Annotated in this window: 17 protein-coding genes; 16 read left to right on the plus strand and 1 reads right to left on the minus strand. The window is 61.5% G+C overall.

Going from position 1 to position 23,602, the window contains the following annotated elements:
* Positions 1-3 precede the first annotated feature (3 nt).
* On the minus strand, positions 4-1,965 hold the full coding sequence (locus AD668_RS12340; protein WP_053159042.1) for an FAD-dependent oxidoreductase: 1,962 nt from the start codon (positions 1,963-1,965) through the stop codon (positions 4-6).
* A 462-nt stretch (positions 1,966-2,427) separates the two neighbouring features.
* Here AD668_RS12340 and AD668_RS12345 point away from each other — a divergent pair, with 462 nt between their 5' ends.
* The 16 genes from AD668_RS12345 to AD668_RS12420 all read left to right on the plus strand — a co-directional run bounded on the left by AD668_RS12345 (position 2,428) and on the right by AD668_RS12420 (position 23,597).
* Positions 2,428-3,216 carry a class II aldolase/adducin family protein gene (locus AD668_RS12345; protein ID WP_053159044.1) on the plus strand — a complete coding sequence of 263 codons (789 nt, stop codon included), beginning with the start codon at positions 2,428-2,430 and terminating at the stop codon, positions 3,214-3,216.
* Between the two features lie 239 nt (positions 3,217-3,455).
* The gene (locus AD668_RS12350; protein ID WP_053159046.1) at positions 3,456-4,103 is read left to right on the plus strand and encodes a TetR family transcriptional regulator C-terminal domain-containing protein; all 648 of its coding nucleotides are present in this window, start codon (positions 3,456-3,458) and stop codon (positions 4,101-4,103) included.
* A gap of 75 nt (positions 4,104-4,178) precedes the next feature.
* Entirely contained in the window at positions 4,179-4,895 is a 717-nt protein-coding gene (locus tag AD668_RS12355; protein WP_053159048.1) for a response regulator, read from the plus strand.
* Between the two features lie 5 nt (positions 4,896-4,900).
* The gene (locus tag AD668_RS12360) at positions 4,901-5,674 is read left to right on the plus strand and encodes an ABC transporter substrate-binding protein (RefSeq protein WP_053159050.1); all 774 of its coding nucleotides are present in this window, start codon (positions 4,901-4,903) and stop codon (positions 5,672-5,674) included.
* Positions 5,671-7,917 carry an ATP-binding protein gene (locus AD668_RS12365; RefSeq protein ID WP_053159052.1) on the plus strand — a complete coding sequence of 749 codons (2,247 nt, stop codon included), beginning with the start codon at positions 5,671-5,673 and terminating at the stop codon, positions 7,915-7,917. The genes AD668_RS12360 and AD668_RS12365 overlap by 4 nt, the downstream gene beginning before the upstream one ends.
* 208 nt (positions 7,918-8,125) lie before the next feature.
* The gene (locus AD668_RS12370; RefSeq protein ID WP_053159054.1) at positions 8,126-9,538 is read left to right on the plus strand and encodes an amino acid permease; all 1,413 of its coding nucleotides are present in this window, start codon (positions 8,126-8,128) and stop codon (positions 9,536-9,538) included.
* Between the two features lie 362 nt (positions 9,539-9,900).
* Complete coding sequence (locus AD668_RS12375) at positions 9,901-10,692, plus strand: enoyl-CoA hydratase/isomerase family protein (protein WP_053159057.1); 792 nt, start codon at positions 9,901-9,903, stop codon at positions 10,690-10,692.
* Positions 10,693-10,783: 91 nt separating this feature from the next.
* Positions 10,784-11,944 (plus strand): acyl-CoA dehydrogenase family protein, encoded by a 1,161-nt coding sequence (locus AD668_RS12380; protein ID WP_053159062.1) that lies wholly within the window; start codon positions 10,784-10,786, stop codon positions 11,942-11,944.
* 18 nt (positions 11,945-11,962) lie between these two features.
* Complete coding sequence (locus tag AD668_RS12385) at positions 11,963-14,062, plus strand: acetate--CoA ligase family protein (RefSeq protein WP_053159064.1); 2,100 nt, start codon at positions 11,963-11,965, stop codon at positions 14,060-14,062.
* 10 nt (positions 14,063-14,072) lie between these two features.
* Positions 14,073-15,680, plus strand: coding sequence for a 5-guanidino-2-oxopentanoate decarboxylase (locus AD668_RS12390; RefSeq protein WP_053159066.1), 1,608 nt, complete (start codon positions 14,073-14,075; stop codon positions 15,678-15,680).
* Between the two features lie 24 nt (positions 15,681-15,704).
* Positions 15,705-16,895, plus strand: a complete 1,191-nt coding sequence (locus AD668_RS12395; protein ID WP_053159068.1) for a pyridoxal phosphate-dependent aminotransferase — start codon at positions 15,705-15,707, stop codon at positions 16,893-16,895.
* Positions 16,888-18,303 carry an aldehyde dehydrogenase family protein gene (locus tag AD668_RS12400; RefSeq protein WP_053159069.1) on the plus strand — a complete coding sequence of 472 codons (1,416 nt, stop codon included), beginning with the start codon at positions 16,888-16,890 and terminating at the stop codon, positions 18,301-18,303. The genes AD668_RS12395 and AD668_RS12400 overlap by 8 nt, the downstream gene beginning before the upstream one ends.
* Positions 18,304-18,402: 99 nt before the next feature.
* Positions 18,403-20,004: an ABC transporter substrate-binding protein gene (locus AD668_RS12405; protein ID WP_053159071.1), complete on the plus strand. Its 1,602-nt coding sequence runs from the start codon at positions 18,403-18,405 to the stop codon at positions 20,002-20,004.
* A 153-nt stretch (positions 20,005-20,157) separates the two neighbouring features.
* Complete coding sequence (locus AD668_RS12410) at positions 20,158-21,117, plus strand: ABC transporter permease (protein WP_053159073.1); 960 nt, start codon at positions 20,158-20,160, stop codon at positions 21,115-21,117.
* Between the two features lie 3 nt (positions 21,118-21,120).
* A complete protein-coding gene (locus AD668_RS12415; protein ID WP_053159075.1) occupies positions 21,121-21,948 on the plus strand; it encodes an ABC transporter permease in 828 nt (275 codons plus the stop codon).
* An 8-nt stretch (positions 21,949-21,956) separates the two neighbouring features.
* The gene (locus AD668_RS12420; RefSeq protein ID WP_371259802.1) at positions 21,957-23,597 is read left to right on the plus strand and encodes an ABC transporter ATP-binding protein; all 1,641 of its coding nucleotides are present in this window, start codon (positions 21,957-21,959) and stop codon (positions 23,595-23,597) included.
* Positions 23,598-23,602 lie beyond the last annotated feature (5 nt).

Here is a 23,602-nt window from a genome sequence, read left to right on the forward strand (position 1 = left end):
GCCTTAAAGCGCCCAGGCGACTTTCAAACCTTCATAGATTGCTTCTTCAGCGGTGCGCGGTGCCAGGCAATCGCCGATGCGACGAAATTCCACCAACCCTTGCAACTCTTCGCCCAGGGTATCCACCGGTTGATGGCCCTGGCACAACACCAGCGTGTCGATGTTTTCCATCAGCATCGGTTCGCCGCTGGCGGTGTGTTGCAGGTAGACGGTGTTGTCATCGCAGCCATACAACCGCGCATAGGGCGTGATTGGCACACCCAGTTTATGCAGCTCGCCGGCCAGTTGATCGCGTACGTACAGCGGCAGGTTTTCCCCGCAATGGGTGCCGTTGACCGCCAGTTGCACCTGATGCCCGGCGCGGATCAGACGTTCGGCGATGCCGGGGCCGATCCAGTCGCAGCGCCAGTCGACGACGACCACTGAACGGCCGATCTGCACTTCATCGCGCAACACCTGCCAGGCATCCACCACCTGCAATTCGCCGCCCCGTTCGAACGCCGGCCAGTAGGGCTCGGCGCCAGTCGCGACAATCACCACGTCGGGTTTTTCTCTTTCTACCAACGCTCGATCAACACGGGTATTGCGGATGACACGCACGCCGGCCAATTCCATCTCCCTTTGCAGGTTGGTACTGGCGCCACCGAACTCGCTGCGTCGAGGCAGCAACTGTGCGAGCAACACCTGACCGCCGAGTTGTGAACTGGCTTCGTAGAGTGTCACTTCATGCCCTCGCTGGGCGGCGACGGCAGCGGCTTTCATACCCGCCGGGCCGCCGCCGGCGATCATGATGCGCTTGCGATGCGGCGTCGGTTTGCGTTCACTGAAAATCAGCTCACGCCCGGTTTCCGGGTGCTGGATGCAGGAAATCGGCAAGCCCTTGTGAAAGTGTCCGATGCACGCCTGATTGCAGGCAATGCATGCACGTACGTCTTCGGCACGACCGGTGTCGGTCTTGTTCGGCATTTGCGGGTCGCAAATCAAGGCTCGGGTCATGCCGCACACATCGGCCTGGCCCCGAGCCAGAATCAGTTCCGCTTCCTGGGGCTGGTTGATGCGCCCGGTGACGAACAGCGGGATGTCCAAACTGGCCTTGAACGTCCCGGCCTCCCTGGCCAGGTAAGCCGCTTCAATCGCCATCGGCGGCACGATATGCACCGCGCCACCGAGCGATGCCGACGTGCCGGCGACGATGTGCACGTAATCCAGCTGCGATTGCAGCCGTTTGACGGCGGCCAGAGATTCGTCTTCGGTCAGGCCCTCCGGGTCGCGCTCGTCGGCGCAAATGCGCAGGCCGATGATGAACTGCTCGTCGGTGGCTGCACGCACCGCAGCAATGATTTCTCGCAGAAAACGCAGGCGCTGTTCCAGCTCGCCGTTGTAGCCATCGGTGCGACGGTTGACCCGGGGATTGATGAATTGCGCCGGCAAATAACCATGGCTGGCCACGACTTCGACGCCGTCGATCCCGGCCTGATGCAAGCGCCGGGCAGCGGCGGCGTAACCGGCGACGATCTCATCGATCATCGTCTGGTCGAGTGCGCGGGGCATTACGCGGAACCGCTCGTTAGGCACCGTCGAAGCGGAGTAGGCCACCGCCAGCAAGCCGTCGCTGGACTCCATGATTTCCCGCCCCGGATGGAACACTTGTGACAACACCACGGTGCCGTGGGCGTGGCAGGTTTGTGCGAGTTTGCGGTAGCCCTCGATGCACGCATCGTCGGTCGCCATCAGCACGTGGGAGGTATAGCGCGCACTGTCGTGAACGCCGGCCACTTGCAACACGATCAGGCCGACACCGCCCTGCGCACGGGCCCGGTGATAGGCGATCAGTTGTTCATTGACCAGATTGTCGGTCGGCATCGAGGTGTCATGCCCGCTGGACATGATGCGGTTTTTCAGGCGCTTGCCACGAATCTCCAGGGGTTCGAAAAGGTGCGCAAAGGCGGGTGTCGAGGTCGGCATGGGGCGGGTACTCCTGGCAGGCTGGCCTGTAGGAGCGAGCTTGCTCGCGATGGACGTTAACGAAAACGCGTGTCGTCTGGACGAACGCGTCGCCCTCCGGTCCATCGCGAGCAAGCTCGCTCCTACAGAGGAATCAGGTTTTCGGTGTTGTTATCATTGGCCTATAGAAATTTACCCTCAGTAAAAAATCAACTTGTTTTTTTACTATGGCTTGCAGTAGTTTCGTGTCGAGCCCGCTCGCCACCGTGGATCAAAGCAAGGTGATCCAGAGCGAATGTTGGTTTTTGGGTCGACCATGGTGAAGAGCTGGAAGAGCGCTTCACTGCCTGGGCTGTAGGAGCTGGCTTGCCAGCGAAGGCGGGCTCATGATCGATGCAAAACCCAAGGGCGATCTGTAACTGGACGCACAACCGCGTCCAGCCGTACTGTCTGCCCCAGCCGATCAGCCTGGAGACCACAAGAATGAACACCATCGCCACCCACCTGGCCTCCCAGCGCAGCGCCACTGAACAGCGCCTGCGAGAAGAGCTGGCTGCGTGTTATCGCCTGATTGCGCATTACCGCATGACTGACCTGATCTTCACCCACATCTCGGTACGCATTCCGGGGCCGGAGCATCACTTTCTGATCAACCCTTACGGGCTGATGTTCGATGAGATCACCGCGTCCAACCTGGTGAAAATCGACCTTGATGGCCACGCTGTCGAGCCGTCGCCATACCCGGTCAACCCGGCCGGTTTTGTGATTCACAGCGCGATCCACGGTGCCCGTGAAGATGCGCAATGCGTGCTGCACACCCACACCAAATCCGGTTGCGCAGTCGCCGCGTTGAAGTGCGGATTGTTGCCGGTAAACCAGATTTCCATGGAGTTCTACGGCCGCGTGGCTTACCACGATTACGAAGGCGTGGCGCTGGACATGAGTGAGCAGCAGCGGCTGGTGGCGGACATCGGCGACAAGCCGGTGTTGATGCTGCGCAACCATGGATTGCTGGCCGTTGGCGAAACGGTGAGCCAGGCATTCTTGCGCATGTATTACCTGGAAAAGGCCTGTGAAATTCAGTTGGCGGCGATGGCGGCCGGTGAAGTTGTATTGCCATCGGATGAGGTCTGCGCGCATACCGAGCGGCAGTTCAACGATCCAGGACGGCCTTTGGAAGAAGGTGAGTTGACTGACTCGGATGCGATGCAATTGGCGTGGTCGGCGTTGTTGCGTTTGCTGGAGCGGGTGGCGCCGGGGTATCGGGACTGATCTGGAATCTGTGTTGCAGGTGCTGACGCTTTCGCTGGCAAGCCAGCTCCTACAGGGATTGTGTCGGGTGCAAAAGGTGCGGCACCCCGAGTTCCTGTAGGCGCTGGCTTGCCAGCGAAGCAGGCACCGCGGTCCCTAAGACTGGAAAGCGACTGGAGACATCCCGTGCTCTTGCTGTACAGTCGTTCAGCTCGCAGCAAAAACGCGGGTCCACCGATTGAGCCCAAGGAGTGTCGCCCATGAATCAGGAAGCCCGTTTTTCCCGCATGGAACCGGAGTTGCGCAAAGCCAACCTGATCGAGGCGACGCTGGTGTGTCTCAAGCGCCATGGCTTCCAGGGCGCGTCGATCCGCAAGATTTCCGCCGAGGCCGGGGTGTCGGTCGGGCTGATCAGCCATCACTACTCCGGTAAGGACGAACTGGTGGCCGAGGCTTACATGGCGATCACCGGGCGTGTGATGACCTTGTTGCGCGACGCCATGGAGCAAGCCGCGCCCAATGCCCGGGAGCGTTTGTCGGCGTTTTTTCGCGGTTCGTTTTCCGCCGAATTGCTCGATCCGCAGCTGATCGATGCCTGGCTTGCATTCTGGGGAGCGGTGAAAACCGCCGAAGCGATCAACCAGGCCCACGACCATTCCTACGGTGAGTACCGCGGCATCCTGCGCAAGGTGCTGACGGAACTGGCGCAGGAGGAGGGCTGGGAAAACTTCGACGCGGACCTCGCCGCCATCAGCCTCAGTGCCTTGCTTGACGGTTTATGGCTGGAGTCGGGGCTCAATCCCGGCACCTTTACCCCGGAGCAGGGCATCCAGATATGCGAAGCCTGGGTCGACGGTTTGCAGGCGGGTGGACGTCAGCGCTTTTGCGGGCAGACGAGTAGCTGTTGATCACTTGTTCAGCAGTGGCTACTCTTTGGCGCTGATGCAGCACCCCTCTAATAAGAAACAAGCAGGACACCGGCAATGACTCCTCGGGTATTGATCGTCGATGACGATCCGCTGATTCGCGATTTGCTGCACGCCTACCTGTCCCAGGAAGGCTACGACGTGCATTGCGCGGCCACCGCCGAGCTGGCAGAAACGTTCCTCGCCAGCCAGAGCGTCGACCTGGTGATGCTCGACATCCGCCTGCCGGGCAAAGACGGCCTGACCCTGACCCGCGAACTGCGGGTCCGCTCGGAAGTCGGGATCATTCTGATCACCGGGCGCAACGACGAAATCGACCGCATTGTCGGCCTCGAATGCGGCGCCGATGACTACGTGATCAAACCGCTCAATCCGCGTGAGCTGGTGTCCCGGGCGAAAAACCTGATTCGCCGGGTGCGCCATGCACAGGTACCACACGCAGTTGCCGCCGTCGTCAAACCGGTCAAACAGTTCGCCGACTGGGCGCTGGACACCGACCGCCGCCGGCTGATCGACCCCACCGGTAGCGAAACCCTGCTGACCCACGGCGAATTCCAGTTGCTCAGCGTCTTTCTGCGCAACAGCGGTCACACCCTCAGCCGCGACCAGTTGATGGATCAGATCCGCAACCGCGAATGGGTGCCGAACGACCGCTCCATCGATGTACTGGTCGGACGCTTGCGCCGCAAGTTGCATGACGATCCGTCGGAGCCACAATTGATCATCACCATCCACGGCGCCGGCTACCTGTTCACCGCTGGCGTGGCAGCCTGATCTTCATGAAGCGGTGGCTGTGGCTGCTGTCAGTGCTGGTGTCGGGCAATGCCCTGGCGAACGAAACGGTGCGCTATTGCGATTATCCGGTGTACCCGCCGATTTCCTGGAGTGACGGCAAACACGTTCGAGGCCTGGCGCCCAGCGTGGTGAAAAACCTCTTCGGCCGAATGGGATACGACGTTGAAGTCGTGGTGCTGGGTAACTGGAAACGCTGCCTGCTCGACGCCGCCGAAGGCCGGGTCGATGTGGTGCTGGCCTACAGCACCGCACAACGGGAGCAAAGCATGCTGTTCTCCACGGTGCCGGTACTGCGCGAAGAAGTGGCCTTGTTCATCAATCGCCGGCACCCCGTGACGTTCGAGGAACTGGACGACCTGGCGCACTATCGCGGCGGCCTGTTGTTCGGCGAGAGCTATGGTGTGGAATTCGATCGCATGGCGGCTCGACACAACAACATCGAATGGGTCTCCGACAGCCGTCAGAACTTTGGCAAGTTGATTCGCGGGCGCATCGACTTCATCACCCAGGAGCGCCGGACCGGGCAGCTGTATGTGGAAAACCTGCCCGGTGCCCAAGACATTGTCGCGTTGCCCAAAGCCTTGAGCGTTGACTACCTGCGGGTTGCCGTCTCGCGCAAATCTCCTCTGGCCATTCACATGCCGCAAATCAACGAGCAGTTGCAGCGCATGGTCGATGCCGGTGATATCGAGCGCTGGTTGAATGAAAGTGAGGTGACTTACCGCGACATGATCAACCTGCCGGCGCACGCGCAATGATTCGCGCCCGGCCCGGTGGACTGCTGCGACGCCTGTTGCTGTTCATCCTGTTGTTCAGCCTGTGCTTCACCGTGCTGGCCAGCAGCGTGCAGCTGTACATCGAGTATCGACGGGAAATGCGCGACATCGATTCGCGTATGGAGCTGATTCGTGCCGGGTATCTGGCCAGTCTGGAACGCAGTCTCTGGGACTTGAATCAGGAGCAACTGAACGTGCAGTTGCGCGGGTTGGTGGACTTTTCCGACGTGGCTCGGGTGCATCTGAGCAGCCCCGACTTCGATCTGGTGCAAGGTAACCTGGAGCCCGTCGGGCCGTTGCGCATCGAGCGGTTCGCCCTGGATTATCAGCCGCCCTCCGGTCCCTTGCGCAACCTCGGCGAACTGGAAGTCAGCACCGATCTGGGCGCGGTGTATCAGCGTCTGTTCGCCACCGGTTTGACCAGTCTGTTGTGGATGGCCGTATTCCTGTGCGGCCTCGCGGTGGCGTTGTCCGGGTTGTTTTATCGGCTGGTCACCCGCCACCTGAAAGTCATGGCCGAGTTTGCCCGAAGCATCGCCGCCGGCGACTGGCAAGAACCGTTGAATCTGGACAAGCGTCGCGGCAGTGATGAAATCGACACCGTGGCCCAGGCTCTTGACGACATGCGCCGCTCGATCCTGCGGGATATCGAGCGCCGGGAAACCGATCGCCTGGCCTTGCAGGACAACCGTGATCAATTGCTGAAGATGGTCGAGCGCCGCACCGCCAGCCTGATGCGCGCCAAGGACGAAGCTGAAGCGGCCAACCTCGCCAAATCGCGATTCCTGGCAACCATGAGCCATGAACTGCGCACGCCGCTCAACGGCATCCTCGGCATGGCCGAACTGTTGCGCGGTGCGCGTCTGGACGAGCAGGACGGCAAACGCCTCGATGCCTTGCACAAGGCTGGCGAAGGGTTGCTGACTATCCTCAATGAGGTGCTGTATTTCGCGAAGCTGGAGGAGGGTGTCAGCCATCCCGAACCGGTGGTTTTCTCCTTTCGACAGCTCCTGGATGAAGTACTGACGCTGCTCGAACCACGCGCTCTGAGCAACGACACCTTGCTGCTGCACCGAATAGACCCGCAGGTCGCCGAGCACCATCAGGGTGCCGAGCAGTTTTTGCGGCAAGTGTTGAGCAACCTGCTGGCCAACGCGATCAAGTTCACCGAAGGTGGCGAGGTCAGTGTCGAGGTGGCGCTGCTCAATCAAGCACCCGAGCAAAGATTGCGCATCAGTGTCACCGACAACGGCATCGGCATCGCGTCCTCCGTGCAGACGAAAATCTTCGAGCGATTCACCCAGGCCAGCGAAGAAGTGGCCCAGCGCTTTGGCGGCACCGGATTGGGCCTGGCGATCTGTAAACACCTGGTGGAACAGATGGGTGGCATTATCGGGGTCGACAGCGAGGTCGGTCGTGGTAGTTGTTTCTGGTTCGAGCTGACGTTGCAACCGGCCAGCCGTGTCGAAAAAGTGCTGCCGGTTCGCGCAGTCGGGCCGGCGCTGGACATTCTGGTGGTCGAAGACGTGGCGCTCAACCGCGAGGTGGTCAAGGGCCTTTTGCAACGGGATGGCCATCAGGTATGGCTGGCCGAAGACGCGGAACAGGCAGTGCTTGAATGCGCCGCCCGGAGATTCGATCTGCTGTTGCTCGACGTGCATTTGCCGGGGATCAGCGGCGTCGAGTTGTGCAAGCGGGTTCGCCACTGTGAAGGACCTAACCGTCATACCCGCATTTTCGCTCTGACGGCCAGCGTGCAACCGGCGGTGGTGCGTGGTTATCTGGAGGCGGGCATGGACGGCATCCTGGCCAAACCGCTGAAGCTGGAAAACCTGCGTCAGGTGTTGCAAGGGCAAGCGCCAGTCGCCACGCCTGTGCCGGACGGCGAGGTCATTGACTGGCCGCTGATACAAACCCATCGCACCTTGCTCGGTGAGCAAAAGGTCCAGGGACTGCTTGGGGTATTGCGTAGCTCGATTGTCCAGCATCGCGAAGCACTGGAGGACGCTATCGCGGCGGATGACTGTACTGAAGTCGCCCATCAGGCTCATCGACTGGCGGGCAGCAGTGACTCGCTGGGATTTCGTGCCTTGGCCTCGGCGCTGCGGGCACTGGAAGAAGCGGCGCTGGCCAACAATCAATCGTCCATCGAAGCGTTGGCACCGCGTGTCCACCAGCAGATGCAGCACGCGCTGAAGGCTCTGGAAGCCCTGTTGCAGCGCTGACGTACAAGTTTGTTACGACTTTCTACAACTTCGATCTTTACGGTCAACGCAAACTTACATCGCTTTCCAATAATCGACGCAACCGCCGCAGCGCGGTCTTCGAAGCTTATTGGAGATAATAATAATGAAATGCCGTAAAGCTGCTTCCTCCCTGCGCCGTGACCTCCTGTCACGCGCTGCGCACCTCACTGACTGCTGAGGTGCCGAAATGAACGACAACACTGATCGCAAAGGCATCCAGCTCACCCGCGCCTTGAAAAGCCGGCACATATTCATGTTGTCCCTGGGTGGCGTGATTGGCACCGGCCTGTTCATGGGCTCGGGCGTGACCATCAACCAGGGCGGACCGGTGGGGGCGATTCTGGCTTACCTCGTGGCGGGTTTCCTGATGTATCTGGTGATGGTCTGTCTCGGCGAACTGTCGGTACAGATGCCAGTGTCGGGTTCCTTCCAGACGCACGCGACGAAATACATCGGCCCGGCCACCGGTTTCATGATCGGCTGGGTGTACTGGATGAGTTGGGCCACCACCGTCGGCCTGGAATTCACCGCCGCCGGCATGCTGATGACGCGCTGGTTCCCGACGATCCCGATCTGGTACTGGTCGGCGCTGTTCGTGGTGGTGTTGTTCGGCATCAATGCCATGGCCACCCGTGCGTTCGGTGAAGCGGAATACTGGTTCTCGGGGATCAAGGTGGCGGCGATTCTCGGGTTCATCGTAGTCGGCGTGCTGGTGATCTTCGGTGTGATGCCCCTGAGCAGTGGCGCACCGGCGCCGATGGCGACCAACCTGATTGGCGACTCGTTGTTCCCCAACGGCTTGTCCGCTGTGTTCGCCGTCATGATGACCGTGGTCTACGCGTTCCAGGGTTGCGAGATCATGGGTGTGGCCGCTGGCGAAACCGATCAGCCGGAGAAGAGCATTCCCCGCGCCGTGCGCAACGTGGTGTTTCGCGTGCTGATTTTCTATGTGCTGGCGATCATCGTGCTGTCGGCCATCGTCCCTTGGCAGCAGGCGGGGTTGATGGAAAGTCCGTTCGTGCAGGTGTTCGACATGGTCGGCATTCCTTACGCTGCGGACCTGATGAACTTCGTGATCCTCACGGCGATCTTGTCGGTGGGCAACTCCGGGCTGTATGCCTCGACGCGGATTCTGTGGGCGATGTCGAAAACCGGCATGGCGCCCAAAAGCCTGTCACCGCTGAGCAAGCGTGGCGTTCCACTGCGGGCCTTGAGCATCACGCTGTGCTTTGCGCTGGTGTCGTTGATGACCAGTTTCGTCGCCGCTGACACCTTGTTCATGGTGCTGATGGCGGTGAGCGGGATGTCCGGCACCGTGACCTGGATTGTCATCGCGCTGGCGCAGTACAAGTTCCGCAAGGCCTACCTGCGTGAGGGCGGCAAACTCAGCGACCTGAAATACCGCGCACCGTGGTTCCCGGTGTTGCCGCTGATGTGCATCACGCTGTGCTGCTCACTGTTCGTATTCCTGGCGCTGGATGAAACCCAGCGGCCGTCGTTGTATTGGGGCTTTGGGTTTATTGCGCTGTGTTATGGCGCGTACTTCCTGATTCATCGCAAACGCCAGGGTGTGTTGGCACCGAGCTTGCCGACGGCTTGATCCCTGTAAGAGCCGACTTGCTGGCGCATATGTTCCTGCAGGAGCCGGCTTGCTGGCGATAGCAGCGCACCAGTCAACCGCGATGTTGAATGTGAGGCTGTCATCGCCAGCAAGCCGGCTCCTACAGGTTTTGCGTTATCGGTGTTTCCCCGCAATACGTTGTTGCCAGTTGTTCGAAGTTGTAACAGCGGCACTGGCCTAACCCTGAAAATCAACAAATAAGCCAATAAAACCAATGTGTTAACGATTGTAGAAGATCGTTACAGGTCATCTCTTCACCAATTGCCGCCTTACTGAACACTCGTTTAGTATGGCCTCAAGTCGCGTCACCTCAGACCAATCACAATAATTCGAGGACTCCCATGACTACTCAATCGTCACTGCTCAGCCAGGTCGAAGCAGGCGTTGCCTTGATCACCCTTAATCGCACTGCCCAGCGCAATGCGCTCGACATCCCGACCCTGAAAAACCTGCATGCCCTGCTGGAAGAATTCAATGCCGATCCGGCCGTGCGTGTCGTCGTATTGACTGGCAGCGGCCGCAGCTTCTGCGCCGGTGCCGACCTTGATGAATGGGCCGATGCCGAAGCCCGGGGCGCGCTGGAAACCTACGGCTGGACCGAAACCGCCCACGCCCTGATGACCCGCCTGCACAGCCTGGAAAAACCCACCATCGCCGCCATCAACGGCACCGCTGTCGGCGCCGGGATGGACCTGACCCTGTGCTGCGACTTGCGCATCGCCGGTCAATCGGCTCGTTTCAAGGCCGGTTACACCAGCATGGCGTACTCACCGGACGCTGGAGCCAGCTGGCACCTGCCGCGACTGATCGGCAGCGAACAGGCCAAGCGCCTGTTGTTCCTCGACGAATTGTGGGGCGCCGACCGTGCCTTGAATACCGGACTGGTGAGCGAAGTCTGCGCCGACGAACAACTGCTGACCGTCGCCAGTGAACTCGCCGCACGCCTGGCCAGCGGCCCGACCTTCGCCTTCGCCCAGACCAAAAAACTCATGCGTGAAGGTGCCGAACGCAGTCTGCCTGAACAACTGCAAGCCGAGCTCGCTGCCGGCCTGCTGTGCGGTCGCAGCGAAGACGGCACTGAAGCCCTGCGCGCCGCCATGGAAAAACGCCCGCCAACTTTTATCGGTCGCTAATCCGCATGCACACCGATCTGTAGGCGCTGGCTTGCCAGCGAAGCCTTTTAGCATCTCCCCATTTCGCCGTTAATGAACAACAGGTAGCACCATGAATTTCCAACTGACCCAAGAACAAGAAATGTTGGTGGACTCGGTACGCAGCTTCGTCGAGAAAGAACTGCTGCCTTATGAAACCGAAGTAGACCGTGCCGACGAGGTTTCCCCGCAGCTGGCGGCACAGATTCGCGGCAAGGCGATTGCCGCCGGTTTCTATGCGTTCAACATGCCCGAAGAAGTGGGTGGTGGCGGTCTGGATTACCTGTCCCAGGCGCTGATCGAGCGTGAGCTGTCCAAGGTCTCCTGGGCACTGCACGTGTTCGTGGCTCGGCCATCGAAAATCCTCATGGCCTGTACCGGCGACCAAATCAACGACTACCTGTTGCCGTGCATCCAGGGTGAGAAAGTCGACTGTTTCGCCCTGACCGAACCGGGCGCCGGTTCTGACGCCAACGCGATCAAGACCCGCGCCGTGCGTGAGGGTGACGACTACATCCTCAACGGCAGTAAGCACTTCATCAGCCACGCTGGCCATGCCGACTTCGCCATCGTTTTCGCCGTGACCGACACCTACGAGCACAACGGCAAGAAGCGCAACGCGGTGACCTCATTCCTGGTCGACCGCAATACCCCGGGCATGACCATCCGCCGTGGGCCCAAGTGTGTGAGCAACCGTGGATACCACACCTTCGAAATGTTCTTCGACGACTGCCGCGTACCGGCCAGCAAAGTGCTGGGCGAAGTCGGCAAGGGTTGGGACGTGGCCAACGCCTGGCTGACCGCCGGGCGCGTGATGGTCGCGGCCAACTGCGTCGGTCAGGCCCAGCGGGCACTGGACGTGTCGCTGCAATGGGCGGCGGACCGCAAGCAATTCGGCCAGCCAATCGGCATCTATCAAGGCGTGTCGTTCAAATTGGCTGACATGGCCACGCAAATACGCGCCGCCGAACTGTTGACCCTGCACACCGCCTGGAAAATGGACCAGGGCAGCATGACCGATGGCGAGGCGGGCATGGCCAAGCTGTTTGCCAGTGAAGTGCTCGGGCGCGCCGCCGACGAAGCGGTGCAGATTTTCGGCGGCATGGGCCTGATGGACGAAGGCCCGGTGGAGCGCATCTGGCGCAACGCACGAATCGAAAGGATCTGGGAAGGTACGTCGGAAATCCAGCGCCACATCATTTCCCGCGAATTGCTGCGGCCACTGCTGCGCTGACCGGCCCGGAGAACTCCCATGTCGCAAACCATTCGTGACAACCTCAAACGCATGCTCGCGCCACAACACGTGGCGTATGTCGGCGGCCGCAGCATGGCCCGTGCGCTCAAGCGCTGCGCCGAGGGTGGATACCAGGGACAGATGTGGCTGGTCAATCCGCAGCACGACAGCCTCGAAGGCGTGCCCTGCGTGCGCAGCATCGCCGAGCTGCCGAGCGGGCCGGATGCGGTGTTCATCGCCACCAACCGCGAGCTGACCCTGACCTGTGTGGCCGAACTGGCGGCCATCGGTGCAGGCGGTGCGATCTGCTACGCCTCGGGCTTCGCCGAAACCGGCTCTGAAGGTCAGGCCCTGCAACAACGATTGCTCGAAGCTGCTGGCGAGATGGCCTTGCTCGGTCCCAACTGCTACGGCCTGCTCGACTACCTGCACAGCTCTGCGCTGTGGCCGGTGGCCCACGGCGGCAAAGCGGTAGAGAAGGGCGTGGCGGTGCTGACCCAGAGCGGCAACTTCGCCTACAACCTGTCGATGAGCGACCGCTCGCTGCCGGTGGCCTACATGGCCTCGGTGGGCAATCAGGCGCAACTGGGTGTCGCTGAACTGATGGACGTGTTGCTCGACGAGCCGCGCGTCACCGCCATCGGCCTGCACCTTGAAGGCCTGAAGAACGTGCCGGGTTTCGCCCGCGCCGCGCACAAGGCATTGGAAAAGGGCATCCCGATTATCGCGCTGAAAACCGGCGTGTCGCAGATCGGTGCCGAACTGGCCCTGAGTCACACCAGCTCGCTGTCTGGCTCCGATGCGTTGTATGACGCGCTGTTCGACCGCCTCGGGGTGATTCGCGTCAGCGGTCCGGTGAGTTTTGTCGAAACCCTGAAAGCGGCGGCGTGCGGCAACCTGCCGGCGGGCAACAGCCTGATCGCGCTCGCCTGTTCCGGCGGCGATGCCGGGCTGATTGCCGACTACGCCGAACGCAACGACCTGAGCCTGCCGAAACTCGATCAAGGGCAGGTCGGTGAACTCGCGCAGGTGCTGCCGACCTACGCCAACCTGGTCAACCCGCTGGATTTCACCACGGCAATCTGGGGTGATGGCGAGGCGTTGAACCGCATGCTCGACAGCGCATTGCGCACCGAAGCCGATGCAGCGATGCTGGTGCTCGACTACCCATCCGAGTACACCGGTGAGCGCAAGGAATGCGACTTGCTGCTGGAACTGTACTGCGCGGCGCTACAGCGTCACGGCAAGAGCGGTTTTGTCACCTCGGCGTTTCCTGAGTTGCTGCCGGCCCATGCCCGTGAGCGTCTGCATGCGCAAGGTGTTGCGGCGTTACAGGGCGTTGAGGACGGATTGGCCGCGTGGGGCCGCATCGCCGGTTATCAGCGTAATCGTCAGGCGTTGTTGGCACTGGGTGAGTCGGCGCTGGTGCCGTTGTGCCCGCAAGCGCTTGCAGGCGAGGGACGCTTGCTCAATGAATGGGATTCCAAACAGGCGTTAAGCGCCTTTGGCTTGCCAACGCCGAACGGTGTTTTGAGCACCCCGCAAAACGCGCTGACAGATGCCCAAACGCTGGGTTATCCGCTGGTGGTGAAAGCCGTCAGCGCGCAGTTGCCGCATAAAACCGAGGCCGGTGCCGTGGCACTGAACCTCAAGGACGGCGCGGCATTGAGCGCTGCACTTGAAAAAATGCATACCAGCATCGCGGCCTACGCGCCGGGTGTGCCGTTCGATCAACTATTGCTGGAGCCGATGGCCAAACCGCCACTGGCAGAACTCATCGTCGGGATCAAACGCGAAAACGATTTTGGTCTGGCGCTGGTGATTGGCGCGGGCGGCATTCTGGTCGAGTTGCTCAAGGACAGTCGCAGCCTGTTGCTGCCGACCAACGACGGCGCCATCCGCAATGCCGTGCTGAGCCTGCGCAGTGCTCCGTTGCTGCAAGGTTTCCGGGGGCGCGAATCGGCCGATCTGGAGGCGTTGGTCGCTGCGATTTGCGCGGTCGCCGATTACGCCTGTGAGAACGCCGCGCAACTGCTGGAACTCGATGTGAACCCATTGTTGGTCGGTGCCCAGGGCACGACGGCGGTCGATGCGTTGATTCGCCTCGGCCAAGAGTGAGGACATTATTATGCAAAGCAAAACCTTGACCGGTGGCCAGGCGCTGGTGCGCCTGCTGGCCAATTACGGCGTCGACACCGTGTTCGGCATTCCCGGTGTGCACACCCTGGAGCTGTATCGCGGGTTGCCCGGCAGCGGCATTCGCCATGTGTTGACCCGCCATGAACAGGGTGCCAGTTTCATGGCCGACGGTTATGCGCGGGTCAGCGGCAAGCCCGGTGTGTGCTTTGTCATCACCGGCCCCGGCGTGACCAACGCCGCCACCGGTATCGGCCAGGCCTACGCCGACTCGATTCCGATGCTGGTGATTTCCAGCGTCAACCACAGCGCCAGTCTGGGCAAGGGTTGGGGCAGCCTGCACGAGTGTCAGGATCAGCGTGCGATGACTGCGCCGATCACAGCGTTCTCGGCGGTGGCACTGATCGCTGAAGACCTGCCGGAACTGATCGCCCGTGCCTACGCGGTGTTCGACAGCGAGCGTCCGCGCCCGGTGCACATTTCGGTGCCGCTGGACGTGTTGTCGGCGCCGATTGCCCGTGACTGGAGCAATGAAGTCGTGCGTCGCCCGGGTCGCGGTCCGGCTTGCGCCAGTGCACTGGATGAGGCCGTTGCCAAACTCAATGGCGCAAAACGTCCGATGATCATCGCCGGTGGTGGTGCGCTCAATGCCACTTCTGAGCTGCAACAAATCAGCACCCGGCTCGCCGCGCCCCTGTTCACCAGCGTCGCCGGCAAAGGCCTGTTGCCACCGGATGCACCGTTGAACGCCGGTTCATCCCTGTGCGTCGAGCCGGGCTGGAACCTGATCGCCGAGGCCGACGTGGTGCTGGCGGTCGGCACCGAAATGGCCGACACCGACTACTGGCGCGAGCGCCTGCCACTCAACGCCGAACTGCTGCGCGTCGACATCGACCCGCGCAAATTCAACGACTTTTATCTGTGCGCGGTTGCCTTGCATGGCGATGCACAACAAACCCTCAGTGGTTTGCTCGAGCGCCTGCCGTCCGGGGTGCGCGACGCCAGTGCCGCGATTGCCTCGGTCGCCGCCCTGCGCGAAGCGGTCAAGGCCAGCCATGGTCCTTTGCAGTCGATCCATCAGTCGATTCTCGACCGCATCGCCGCCGAGCTGCCGGACAACGCGTTCATCAGCACCGACATGACCCAGCTTGCGTATACGGGCAACTACGCCTTTGACAGCCTGGCCATCCGCAGCTGGTTGCACCCGACCGGCTACGGCACGTTGGGGTACGGCCTGCCGGCGGGCATCGGCGCCAAGTTCGGCGCACCGCAACGACCGGGTCTGGTGCTGGTGGGCGACGGCGGGTTCCTCTACACCGCCCAGGAACTGGCCACGGCGGTTGAAGAACTGGACAGCCCGCTGGTGGTGCTGCTGTGGAACAACGACGCCTTGGGGCAGATCCGCGACGACATGCTCGGCCTGGACATCGAACCCATTGGCGTATTGCCGCGCAACCCGGATTTTGCCGCCCTGGCGCGTGCCTTCGGTTGCACCGTGACCCAGCCGCAAAGCCTGGCCGAGTTGCAAACCGACTTGCGTCACGGCTTCAAGCGCAACGGCGTCACGCTGATCGAACTCAAGCATGCCTGTGCGCATTGATCTGCATTTAAAGGGGATGAAGCCATGCGCTTTTCCGATCTGACTCAACGCATCGCCGGTGACGGTGCTGCCGCGTGGGATATCCATTACCGCGCACTCGCACTGCGCGAACAGGGTGAAGACATTCTGCTGTTGTCCGTGGGCGATCCGGATTTCGATACGCCGCAACCGATCGTGCAGGGCGCCATCGACAGCCTGCTCAATGGAAACACCCACTATGCCGAAGTGCGCGGCAAGCGCGCCCTGCGTGAAGCCATCGCCAAACGTCACCACCACCGCAGCGGCCAGGCCGTTTCGGCTGATCAGGTCACGGTGCTGGCCGGGGCGCAATGTGCGCTGTTCAGCGTCGCTCAGTGCGTGTTGAATCCGGGCGACGAAGTGATTGTCGCCGAGCCGATGTACGTCACCTATGAAGCGGTGTTCGGTGCTTGCGGCGCGGTGGTGGTACCGGTGCCGGTGCGTTCTGAAAACGGTTTTCGCGTGTTGCCCGAAGACGTCGCGGCGCGCATCACTCCACGCACCCGGGCGTTGGCCTTGAACAGCCCGCACAATCCGTCCGGTGCGAGCCTGCCGCGCAGCACCTGGCAAGCCTTGGCCGAACTGTGCATCGGCCACGACCTGTGGCTGATTTCCGATGAGGTCTACAGCGAACTGCTGTTTGAAGGCGAACACGTGAGTCCGGCGAGCCTGCCGGGCATGGCCGAGCGCACCGCGACCCTCAACAGCCTGTCGAAATCCCACGCCATGACCGGCTGGCGCGTCGGCTGGGTGGTGGCGCCGCCGTCCCTCGCGGCTCACCTGGAAAACCTCGCGTTGTGCATGCTCTACGGTTCGCCGGATTTCATTCAGGACGCTGCCGTCATTGCGCTGGAAAACAACCTGCCAGAACTGGAAACCATGCGTGAAGCCTATCGCCAGCGTCGCGATCTGGTGTGCGACAGCCTGGCCGATTGCCCAGGGATTCGGGCGTTGAAGCCCGATGGCGGAATGTTCGTGATGGTCGATATCCGCGAAACCGGGCTCAGTGCCCAAGCGTTTGCCGACCGGTTGCTGGATCGTCACGGCGTATCGGTATTGGCGGGCGAGGCCTTTGGTCCGAGTGCGGCGGGGCACATTCGCCTCGGCCTGGTGGTCAGCGCCGAACCGCTGCGCGATGCCTGCCAGCGCATTGCACGTTGTGCGGAAGAACTGATGGAGGCGTTGGTTGATGCTTAATCACAAGGCACTGTTTATCGATGGCCGCTGGCAAAAACCGTCGGGGCAGGGTGTCGCCGAGGTGATCAATCCGGCCACCGGGCAAGTTTGCGGCAGCGTCCCGCAGGGTAATGAACTCGACGTCGAAAACGCCGTGGCGGCTGCACATCGAGCCTTCCCGTCCTGGTCGCGCACACCGTCCAGCGTGCGTGCCGGTTACATCCGTGCATTGGCCGAACAACTGCGCAATCGTGCCGATGAAATGGCCGCGGTCATCACCACCGAATTGGGCATGCCGGTGCAGTGGTGCCGTTCGGTGCAGGTCGATGGACCGATCACCGGCCTTGAGCAGTACGTCGAACTGGCTCATCTCATGGACGAAGTGCGCGAAATCGGCAATTCGCTGGTGATCCGCGAGGCGGTGGGCGTGTGCGCGTTCATCAATCCGTGGAATTACCCGCTGCATCAGTTGATTGGCAAACTGGCCCCGGCACTCGCCGCCGGTTGCACGGTGGTGGTCAAGCCGAGCCAGGAAACGCCGCTGCACGCGTTCCTGCTGGCTCAGATGATCGAAGACGTCGGTCTGCCTGCCGGTGTGTTCAACCTGGTCAGCGGGCCGGGTTCGAAAGTCGGCGAAGCCTTGGCCAAACATCCGGACGTGGACATGGTGTCGTTCACCGGCTCCACGGGCGCAGGCGTGCGGGTCGCGCAAGCGGCGGCGCCTTCGGTGAAACGCGTGTGCCTGGAACTGGGCGGCAAGTCACCGCTGCTGATCGCCGAGGATGGCGATCTGGCGGCGGCGGTGCGCTATGGCGTGCAGGACGTAATGATCAACTCCGGCCAGACCTGCACCGCGCTGACCCGCATGCTGTTGCCGGCCAGTCGTTATGCCGAAGCCGTGGAGCTGGCGTTCGAAGAAACCGTCAGCTTGCGCATGGGCGATCCCCTCGACCCACAGAGCTTCCTCGGCCCGATGTGTTCGGCAGGACAAAAACGCACCGTGCTTGATTACATCAAGGTCGGCCAACAGGAAGGGGCGCGGCTGTTGTGCGGTGGCGATGCTGCGCCAGCGTTTGAACGCGGCTTCTATGTCAGCCCGACGCTGTTCGCCGATGTCGACAACCGCATGCGCATCGCCCAGGAAGAAATCTTCGGCCCGGTGTTGTGCCTGATTCCCTACAACGATGAGGCGCAGGCGATCCAGATCGCCAACGACTCGCCGTTCGGTCTTTCCAGTGGCGTCTGGGCCGGCAGCCCGGAGCGTGCCTTGCAGTTGGGCCGCCAACTGCGTGCCGGCCAGTGCTTCCTCAATGGCGCGGCCTTCAATTATCACGCGCCGTTCGGCGGCTACAAACAGTCAGGCAATGGCCGTGAATGGGGTGAGGAGGGGCTGAACGAGTTCGTCGAAGTGAAGGCGATTCAGGTGTGACCGTTGGCCCATCAACTGATTTTCGCACCGGGCCCTGGCCCGATGTCTTGCGTGTTTTTGAACCGGTAATTCATTAGCTTTTTGATCAGGGGCAGTGCAATGAGCGATAACAAAAACAAGATTACTCAAGCGAACCATGAATTCAGTTTTCCGCGACGCGACTTTTTAAAGTACAGCGCAGCTGCCGCAACAATGGCGGGTGCGTTCTCCATGGGTTTGCCGTTTGGCGCTTTTGCCGAAGAGGCCACACCAAAGCCTGGCGGTGTCCTGCGTCTGGGACTGGCCGGAGGCAGCACCACTGACTCTAAAGATCCGGGTTCCTGGGCTGATACCTTCACCTTCGTCGGCTTCTCGGCGGTCTACAACACCCTGACCGAAATCGATGTCGACGGCACGGCAATCCCCGAACTGGCCGAGAGCTGGACCTCTACCCCCGACGCTCGCATCTGGACCTTCAAGATTCGCCAAGGCGTCACGTTCCACAACGGCAAGGCGCTAGACGCGGCTGATGTGGCGGCGTCAATCCAGCATCACCTCGGCGAGAAGTCCACCTCGGCGGCCAAGACTGTACTCGGCGATGTCGCCAAGGTCAGCGCCAATGGCAGCGACAGCGTGGTGTTCGAGCTGCACTCGGGCAACGCTGATTTCTCGTATGTGGTCGCCGATTACCATCTGGCGATCATGCCGAGCAAAGATGGTGTTGCAGATTGGCAGACCGGCGCCGGCACCGGTGGTTATCGCCTCAAGGACTTCGAGCCCGGCGTGCGCATGACCCTGGAGCGCAACCCGGACTACTGGAAACCAGGTCGGGCGCACTTTGCCGGCGCCGAGCTGCTGGCCATCTCCGACGGCGCGGCACGGGTCAATGCGCTGGTCACCGGGCAAGTGGACGTGATCAACAAGGTCGACCTGAAAACCGTGGCGTTGCTCAAGCGCAACCCGAACCTGTTCATCGAAGAAACCAAAGGCGCCCAGCACTACACCTTCCCGATGCTCACCGACAGCCAGGTGTTCCAGAACAACGACGTGCGCCTGGCGATGAAGTACGCGATCAACCGCGAAACCCTGCTGGCGTCAGTGCTGTACGGCTATGGCCTGGTGGGCAACGACCATCCGATCCAGCCCGGCAGCCGCTTCATCAATACCGCGCTGGAGCAACGGACCTACGATCCGGACAAGTCGCGTTTCCACCTGAAAAAGGCCGGGCTGGATTCGCTCAAGGTCCGCCTGCAAGCCTCCGATGCGGCGTATACCGGCGCGGTGGATGCCTCGGTGTTGTTCAAGGAGCAGGCCCGTGCAGCGGGGATTGACATCGACGTGGTGCGCGAACCGGCCGATGGTTTCTTCTCCAACGTATGGATGAAGCAGCCGTTCACCACTTCGTTCTGGTACAGCAGCCTGACCGCCGATCGCATGTTCAGCATCGGTTACGCCAAAGGCGCGGCGTGGAACGAAACCCACTGGGACAACACGCGTTTCAACCAACTGCTCAACGCTGCCAGGGGCGAGATGAACGACCCGCTGCGGCGGGAGATGTACAACGAAATGCAGGCACTGTGCCGGGACGAAGGCGGGGCGATTGTGCCGTTGTTTGCAAGCTCCGTGGCGGCGCGCTCGAACAAGGTGGCTCACGGCGCACAGACCGCGCCCTATGGCGAACTGGATGGGCTGCGGGTGATCGAGCGGTGGTGGCAGGCGTAATGCCGGGAACGATGGAGATCCCCTGTAGGAGCTGGCTTGCCAGCGAAGAGGCCCTCGAGCCATGCGCCGCCCATGCGGGCGCCATCGCCAGCAAGCCGGCTCCTACAGTGGTGTTTGCCGTCTTTACAAGCGTGCCATTCAAGGAACTGCACAATGAGAAGTATTTTCAAGCTGTTAGGGCAGCGCCTCGCGTTAGGCCTGCTCTCGTTGTTCGCCGTCTCGGTGATTATCTTCCTGGCCGTCGGCCTGCTTCCGGGCGATATCGCCCAGGCCATGCTCGGCCAGTCCGCCACTCCGGAAACCGTGGCGGCCTACCGCGCGCAACTGGGTCTGGACTTGCCGCCACTGACGCGCTTCTGCCACTGGATCTGGCACTTGCTGCAAGGTGACCTTGGCGTGTCACTGGCCAACCAGCGTCCCATCGCCGATCTGGTCAGCACCCGTTTGGGCAATACCTTCAGCCTGGCGCTGCTGGCGGCCTTGGTTTCCGTGCCATTGGCCTTGCTGCTGGGCATGCTCGCGGCGTTGTACCGCAACAGCTGGTTCGACCGGTTGCTCAACACCTCGGCCCTGAGCGCGGTGTCGTTCCCCGAGTTCTTCGTCGCCTACATCCTGATCCTGGTGTTCGCGGTGAAGCTCAACTGGTTCCCGAGCATTTCCAACCTGGCGCCGGACGCGTCCCTCGGCACGATCCTGGAGCGCTCGGTGTTGCCGGTCGCGACCCTGAGCCTGGTGGTGATCGCGCAGATGATGCGCATGACCCGCGCATCCTTGATCAACCTGCTGGCCAGTCCCTACATCGAAATGGCCCGGCTCAAGGGCATCAGCCAATCGCGGATCATCTTGCGCCATGCCTTGCCCAATGCCCTGGCGCCGATCGTCAACGTGGTGGCGCTGAACCTTGCGTACCTGGTGGTCGGCGTGGTGGTGGTCGAAGTGGTCTTTGTTTATCCGGGGCTCGGCCAGTTGCTGGTGGACTCGGTGGCCAAGCGCGACATCCCGGTGGTGCAGGCCTGCAGCCTGATCTTCGCCGCGACCTACATCCTGCTCAACACCAGCGCCGACGTGCTGTCGATTGCCAGCAACCCACGCCTGATGCATCCGAAGGGGTAAACCATGAACCTGTTGAAACAAGTGTGGCGGGCGCCATTGAGCGCCCGGTTCGGGCTGCTGATGATCCTGCTTTATATTCTGGTGGCCGTGTTCGCGCCGGTATTGGCGCCGTTTGGCGAAACTCAGGTGGTGGGCGCAGGCTTTGAGCCGTGGGGCGGGCAGTTCCTGTTGGGCACCGATAACCTGGGACGCGACATGTTCAGCCGGCTGGTCTACGGCGCGCGCAACACCCTGGGCATTGCATTCCTGACCACGGTGCTGGCGTTTCTGCTCGGAGGCTTGAGCGGTCTGATCGCGGCGATCAAAGGCGGCTGGGTCGATCAGGGCTTGTCGCGGGTGGTGGATATCCTGATGGCGATTCCACAACTGATCTTCGCCTTGCTGATCCTCAGCGTGGTCGGCACCAACGCCACCTCGCTGGTGCTGGTGATTGCGCTGCTGGACGCGACCCGGGTGTTTCGCCTGTCCCGTGCCGTGGCGATGAACGTGGTCGTGCAGGACTTCGTCGAAGCCGCACGCCTGCGCGGTGAAGGCCTGTGGTGGCTGGTCACCCGCGAAGTGCTGCCCAACGCTGCCGCGCCGCTCATTGCCGAATTTGGGCTGCGCTTCTGTTTCGTGTTCCTGTTCATCAGTGCGCTGTCGTTCCTCGGCCTGGGCATTCAACCGCCTACCGCTGACTGGGGCAGCATGGTGCGCGACAACGCTGTGTTGATCACCTTCGGCGACATCAGCCCATTGCTGCCCGCCCTGGCCGTGGCGTTGATCACGGTCAGCGTCAACTTCGTCGTCGACTGGATGCTGCACAAATCCAGTGGCCTCAAGGAATGCTGAACATGACGATGACTAAACCTTTGCTGCAAATTCGCGACCTGCACATTGAAGGTCACTACGAAGACGCCTGGCATCCGCTGATAAAAGGCATCGATCTGACGCTGCAACGGGGCGAGGTGTTGGGGTTGATTGGCGAGTCCGGCGCGGGCAAGTCGACCCTCGGCCTGTCAGCCATGGGCTACACCCGCGACGGCTGCCGAATCACCGGTGGTTCGGTGCATTTCGACGGCATCGACCTGCTCAAGGCCAAGCCTGAAGCCCTGCGCAAACTGCGGGGTCTGCGTATTGCCTATGTGGCGCAAAGCGCGGCGGCCTCGTTCAATCCGGCCCATCGATTGATCGACCAACATGTCGAAACCGCCGTGAAAAACGGCGGCATGAGCCGCGAACAGGCCATGCGCGAAGCGGTGGAACTATATCGCGTACTGCGCCTGCCCAACCCCGAAACCATCGGCCATCGCTATCCGCATCAAGTGTCAGGCGGGCAGTTGCAGCGAGTAATGACGGCGATGGCCATGGCCTGCCATCCGGACCTGATCATCTTCGACGAACCGACCACTGCGCTGGACGTCACCACCCAGATCGAAGTGCTCGCCGCGATTCGCGATGCGGTGGCGACCTACGGCAGCGCGGCGATCTACATCAGCCACGACCTGGCGGTGGTGGCGCAAATGGCCGACCGCATCATGGTGCTGCGTCACGGCAAACTGGTGGAAGAGGCCGAGACCCGACAGATGCTTGGCGATCCGCAGGAGGACTACACCAAATCGCTGTGGGCGGTGCGCAGTTTCCGCACCGAACCCAAGGCCTGCCCGCAACAGGAACAACCGCTGCTGGAATTGCGCAACAGCTGCGCCAGTTACGGCCAGCAACCGGTGCTGCATGACGTCTGCCTGAAATTGTATCGCGGCCAGACTCTGGCGGTGATCGGCGAGTCGGGCAGCGGCAAAAGCTCCACGGCGCGGCTGATCACCGGTTTGTTGCCGTCGACCTACGGCGAGGTGTTGTACGATGGCCAGCCGCTGCCGGCGGATTTTCGTCAGCGCAGCAAGGAGCAATTGCGGCGCATCCAGATGATCTACCAGATCCCCGACACCGCGCTCAATCCGCGTCAGCGCATCGTCGACATCATCGGCCGTCCACTGACGTTTTATCTTGGCCTCAAGGGCAAGGCCATGCGCGCCAGGGTCGCCGAGTTACTGGAAATGATCGAACTCGACCCCGCTACCTTCATGGAGCGTCAGCCCCGTGAACTGTCCGGTGGGCAAAAACAACGCCTCTGCATCGCCCGAGCCCTGGCGGCCGATCCGCAACTGATCATCTGCGACGAAGTGACCTCGGCGCTCGATCAGCTGGTGGCCGAAGGCGTCCTGAAATTGCTCAACCGCCTTCAGCAAGAATTGGGGGTCGCGTACCTGTTCATCACCCACGATGTTGCCACTGTGCGGGCGATTGCCGATGAGGTATTGGTGATGCAACGGGGCAGGGTGGTGGACCACGGCTCGCGCAGCCAGATCTTCACCCCGCCGCATCAGGACTACACCGGTTTGCTGTTTTCTTCCGAACCGCAAATGGACCCCGACTGGCTCGACCGGCTGCTGGCCACGCGCGCTTCTAACTCTTCAACCGATACGCTGGAAAAAGTCTAAGGAAT

It is taken from the genome of Pseudomonas sp. P1.8 (genome assembly GCF_001269805.1).
Lineage (GTDB): Bacteria > Pseudomonadota > Gammaproteobacteria > Pseudomonadales > Pseudomonadaceae > Aquipseudomonas.

What these genes read in the sequence shown, in the direction of transcription:
- AD668_RS12370 (WP_053159054.1), top strand. Translation starts at nt 8,126, where the DNA reads ATGAACGACAACACTGATCGCAAAGGCATCCAGCTCACCCGCGCCTTG.
- AD668_RS12340 (WP_053159042.1), bottom strand. Translation starts at nt 1,965, where the DNA reads ATGCCGACCTCGACACCCGCCTTTGCGCACCTTTTCGAACCCCTGGAG.
- AD668_RS12410 (WP_053159073.1), top strand. Translation starts at nt 20,158, where the DNA reads ATGAGAAGTATTTTCAAGCTGTTAGGGCAGCGCCTCGCGTTAGGCCTG.
- AD668_RS12415 (WP_053159075.1), top strand. Translation starts at nt 21,121, where the DNA reads ATGAACCTGTTGAAACAAGTGTGGCGGGCGCCATTGAGCGCCCGGTTC.
- AD668_RS12350 (WP_053159046.1), top strand. Translation starts at nt 3,456, where the DNA reads ATGAATCAGGAAGCCCGTTTTTCCCGCATGGAACCGGAGTTGCGCAAA.
- AD668_RS12395 (WP_053159068.1), top strand. Translation starts at nt 15,705, where the DNA reads ATGCGCTTTTCCGATCTGACTCAACGCATCGCCGGTGACGGTGCTGCC.
- AD668_RS12385 (WP_053159064.1), top strand. Translation starts at nt 11,963, where the DNA reads ATGTCGCAAACCATTCGTGACAACCTCAAACGCATGCTCGCGCCACAA.
- AD668_RS12420 (WP_371259802.1), top strand. Translation starts at nt 21,957, where the DNA reads ATGACTAAACCTTTGCTGCAAATTCGCGACCTGCACATTGAAGGTCAC.
- AD668_RS12360 (WP_053159050.1), top strand. Translation starts at nt 4,901, where the DNA reads ATGAAGCGGTGGCTGTGGCTGCTGTCAGTGCTGGTGTCGGGCAATGCC.
- AD668_RS12345 (WP_053159044.1), top strand. Translation starts at nt 2,428, where the DNA reads ATGAACACCATCGCCACCCACCTGGCCTCCCAGCGCAGCGCCACTGAA.
- AD668_RS12365 (WP_053159052.1), top strand. Translation starts at nt 5,671, where the DNA reads ATGATTCGCGCCCGGCCCGGTGGACTGCTGCGACGCCTGTTGCTGTTC.
- AD668_RS12375 (WP_053159057.1), top strand. Translation starts at nt 9,901, where the DNA reads ATGACTACTCAATCGTCACTGCTCAGCCAGGTCGAAGCAGGCGTTGCC.
- AD668_RS12380 (WP_053159062.1), top strand. Translation starts at nt 10,784, where the DNA reads ATGAATTTCCAACTGACCCAAGAACAAGAAATGTTGGTGGACTCGGTA.
- AD668_RS12400 (WP_053159069.1), top strand. Translation starts at nt 16,888, where the DNA reads ATGCTTAATCACAAGGCACTGTTTATCGATGGCCGCTGGCAAAAACCG.
- AD668_RS12405 (WP_053159071.1), top strand. Translation starts at nt 18,403, where the DNA reads ATGAGCGATAACAAAAACAAGATTACTCAAGCGAACCATGAATTCAGT.
- AD668_RS12390 (WP_053159066.1), top strand. Translation starts at nt 14,073, where the DNA reads ATGCAAAGCAAAACCTTGACCGGTGGCCAGGCGCTGGTGCGCCTGCTG.
- AD668_RS12355 (WP_053159048.1), top strand. Translation starts at nt 4,179, where the DNA reads ATGACTCCTCGGGTATTGATCGTCGATGACGATCCGCTGATTCGCGAT.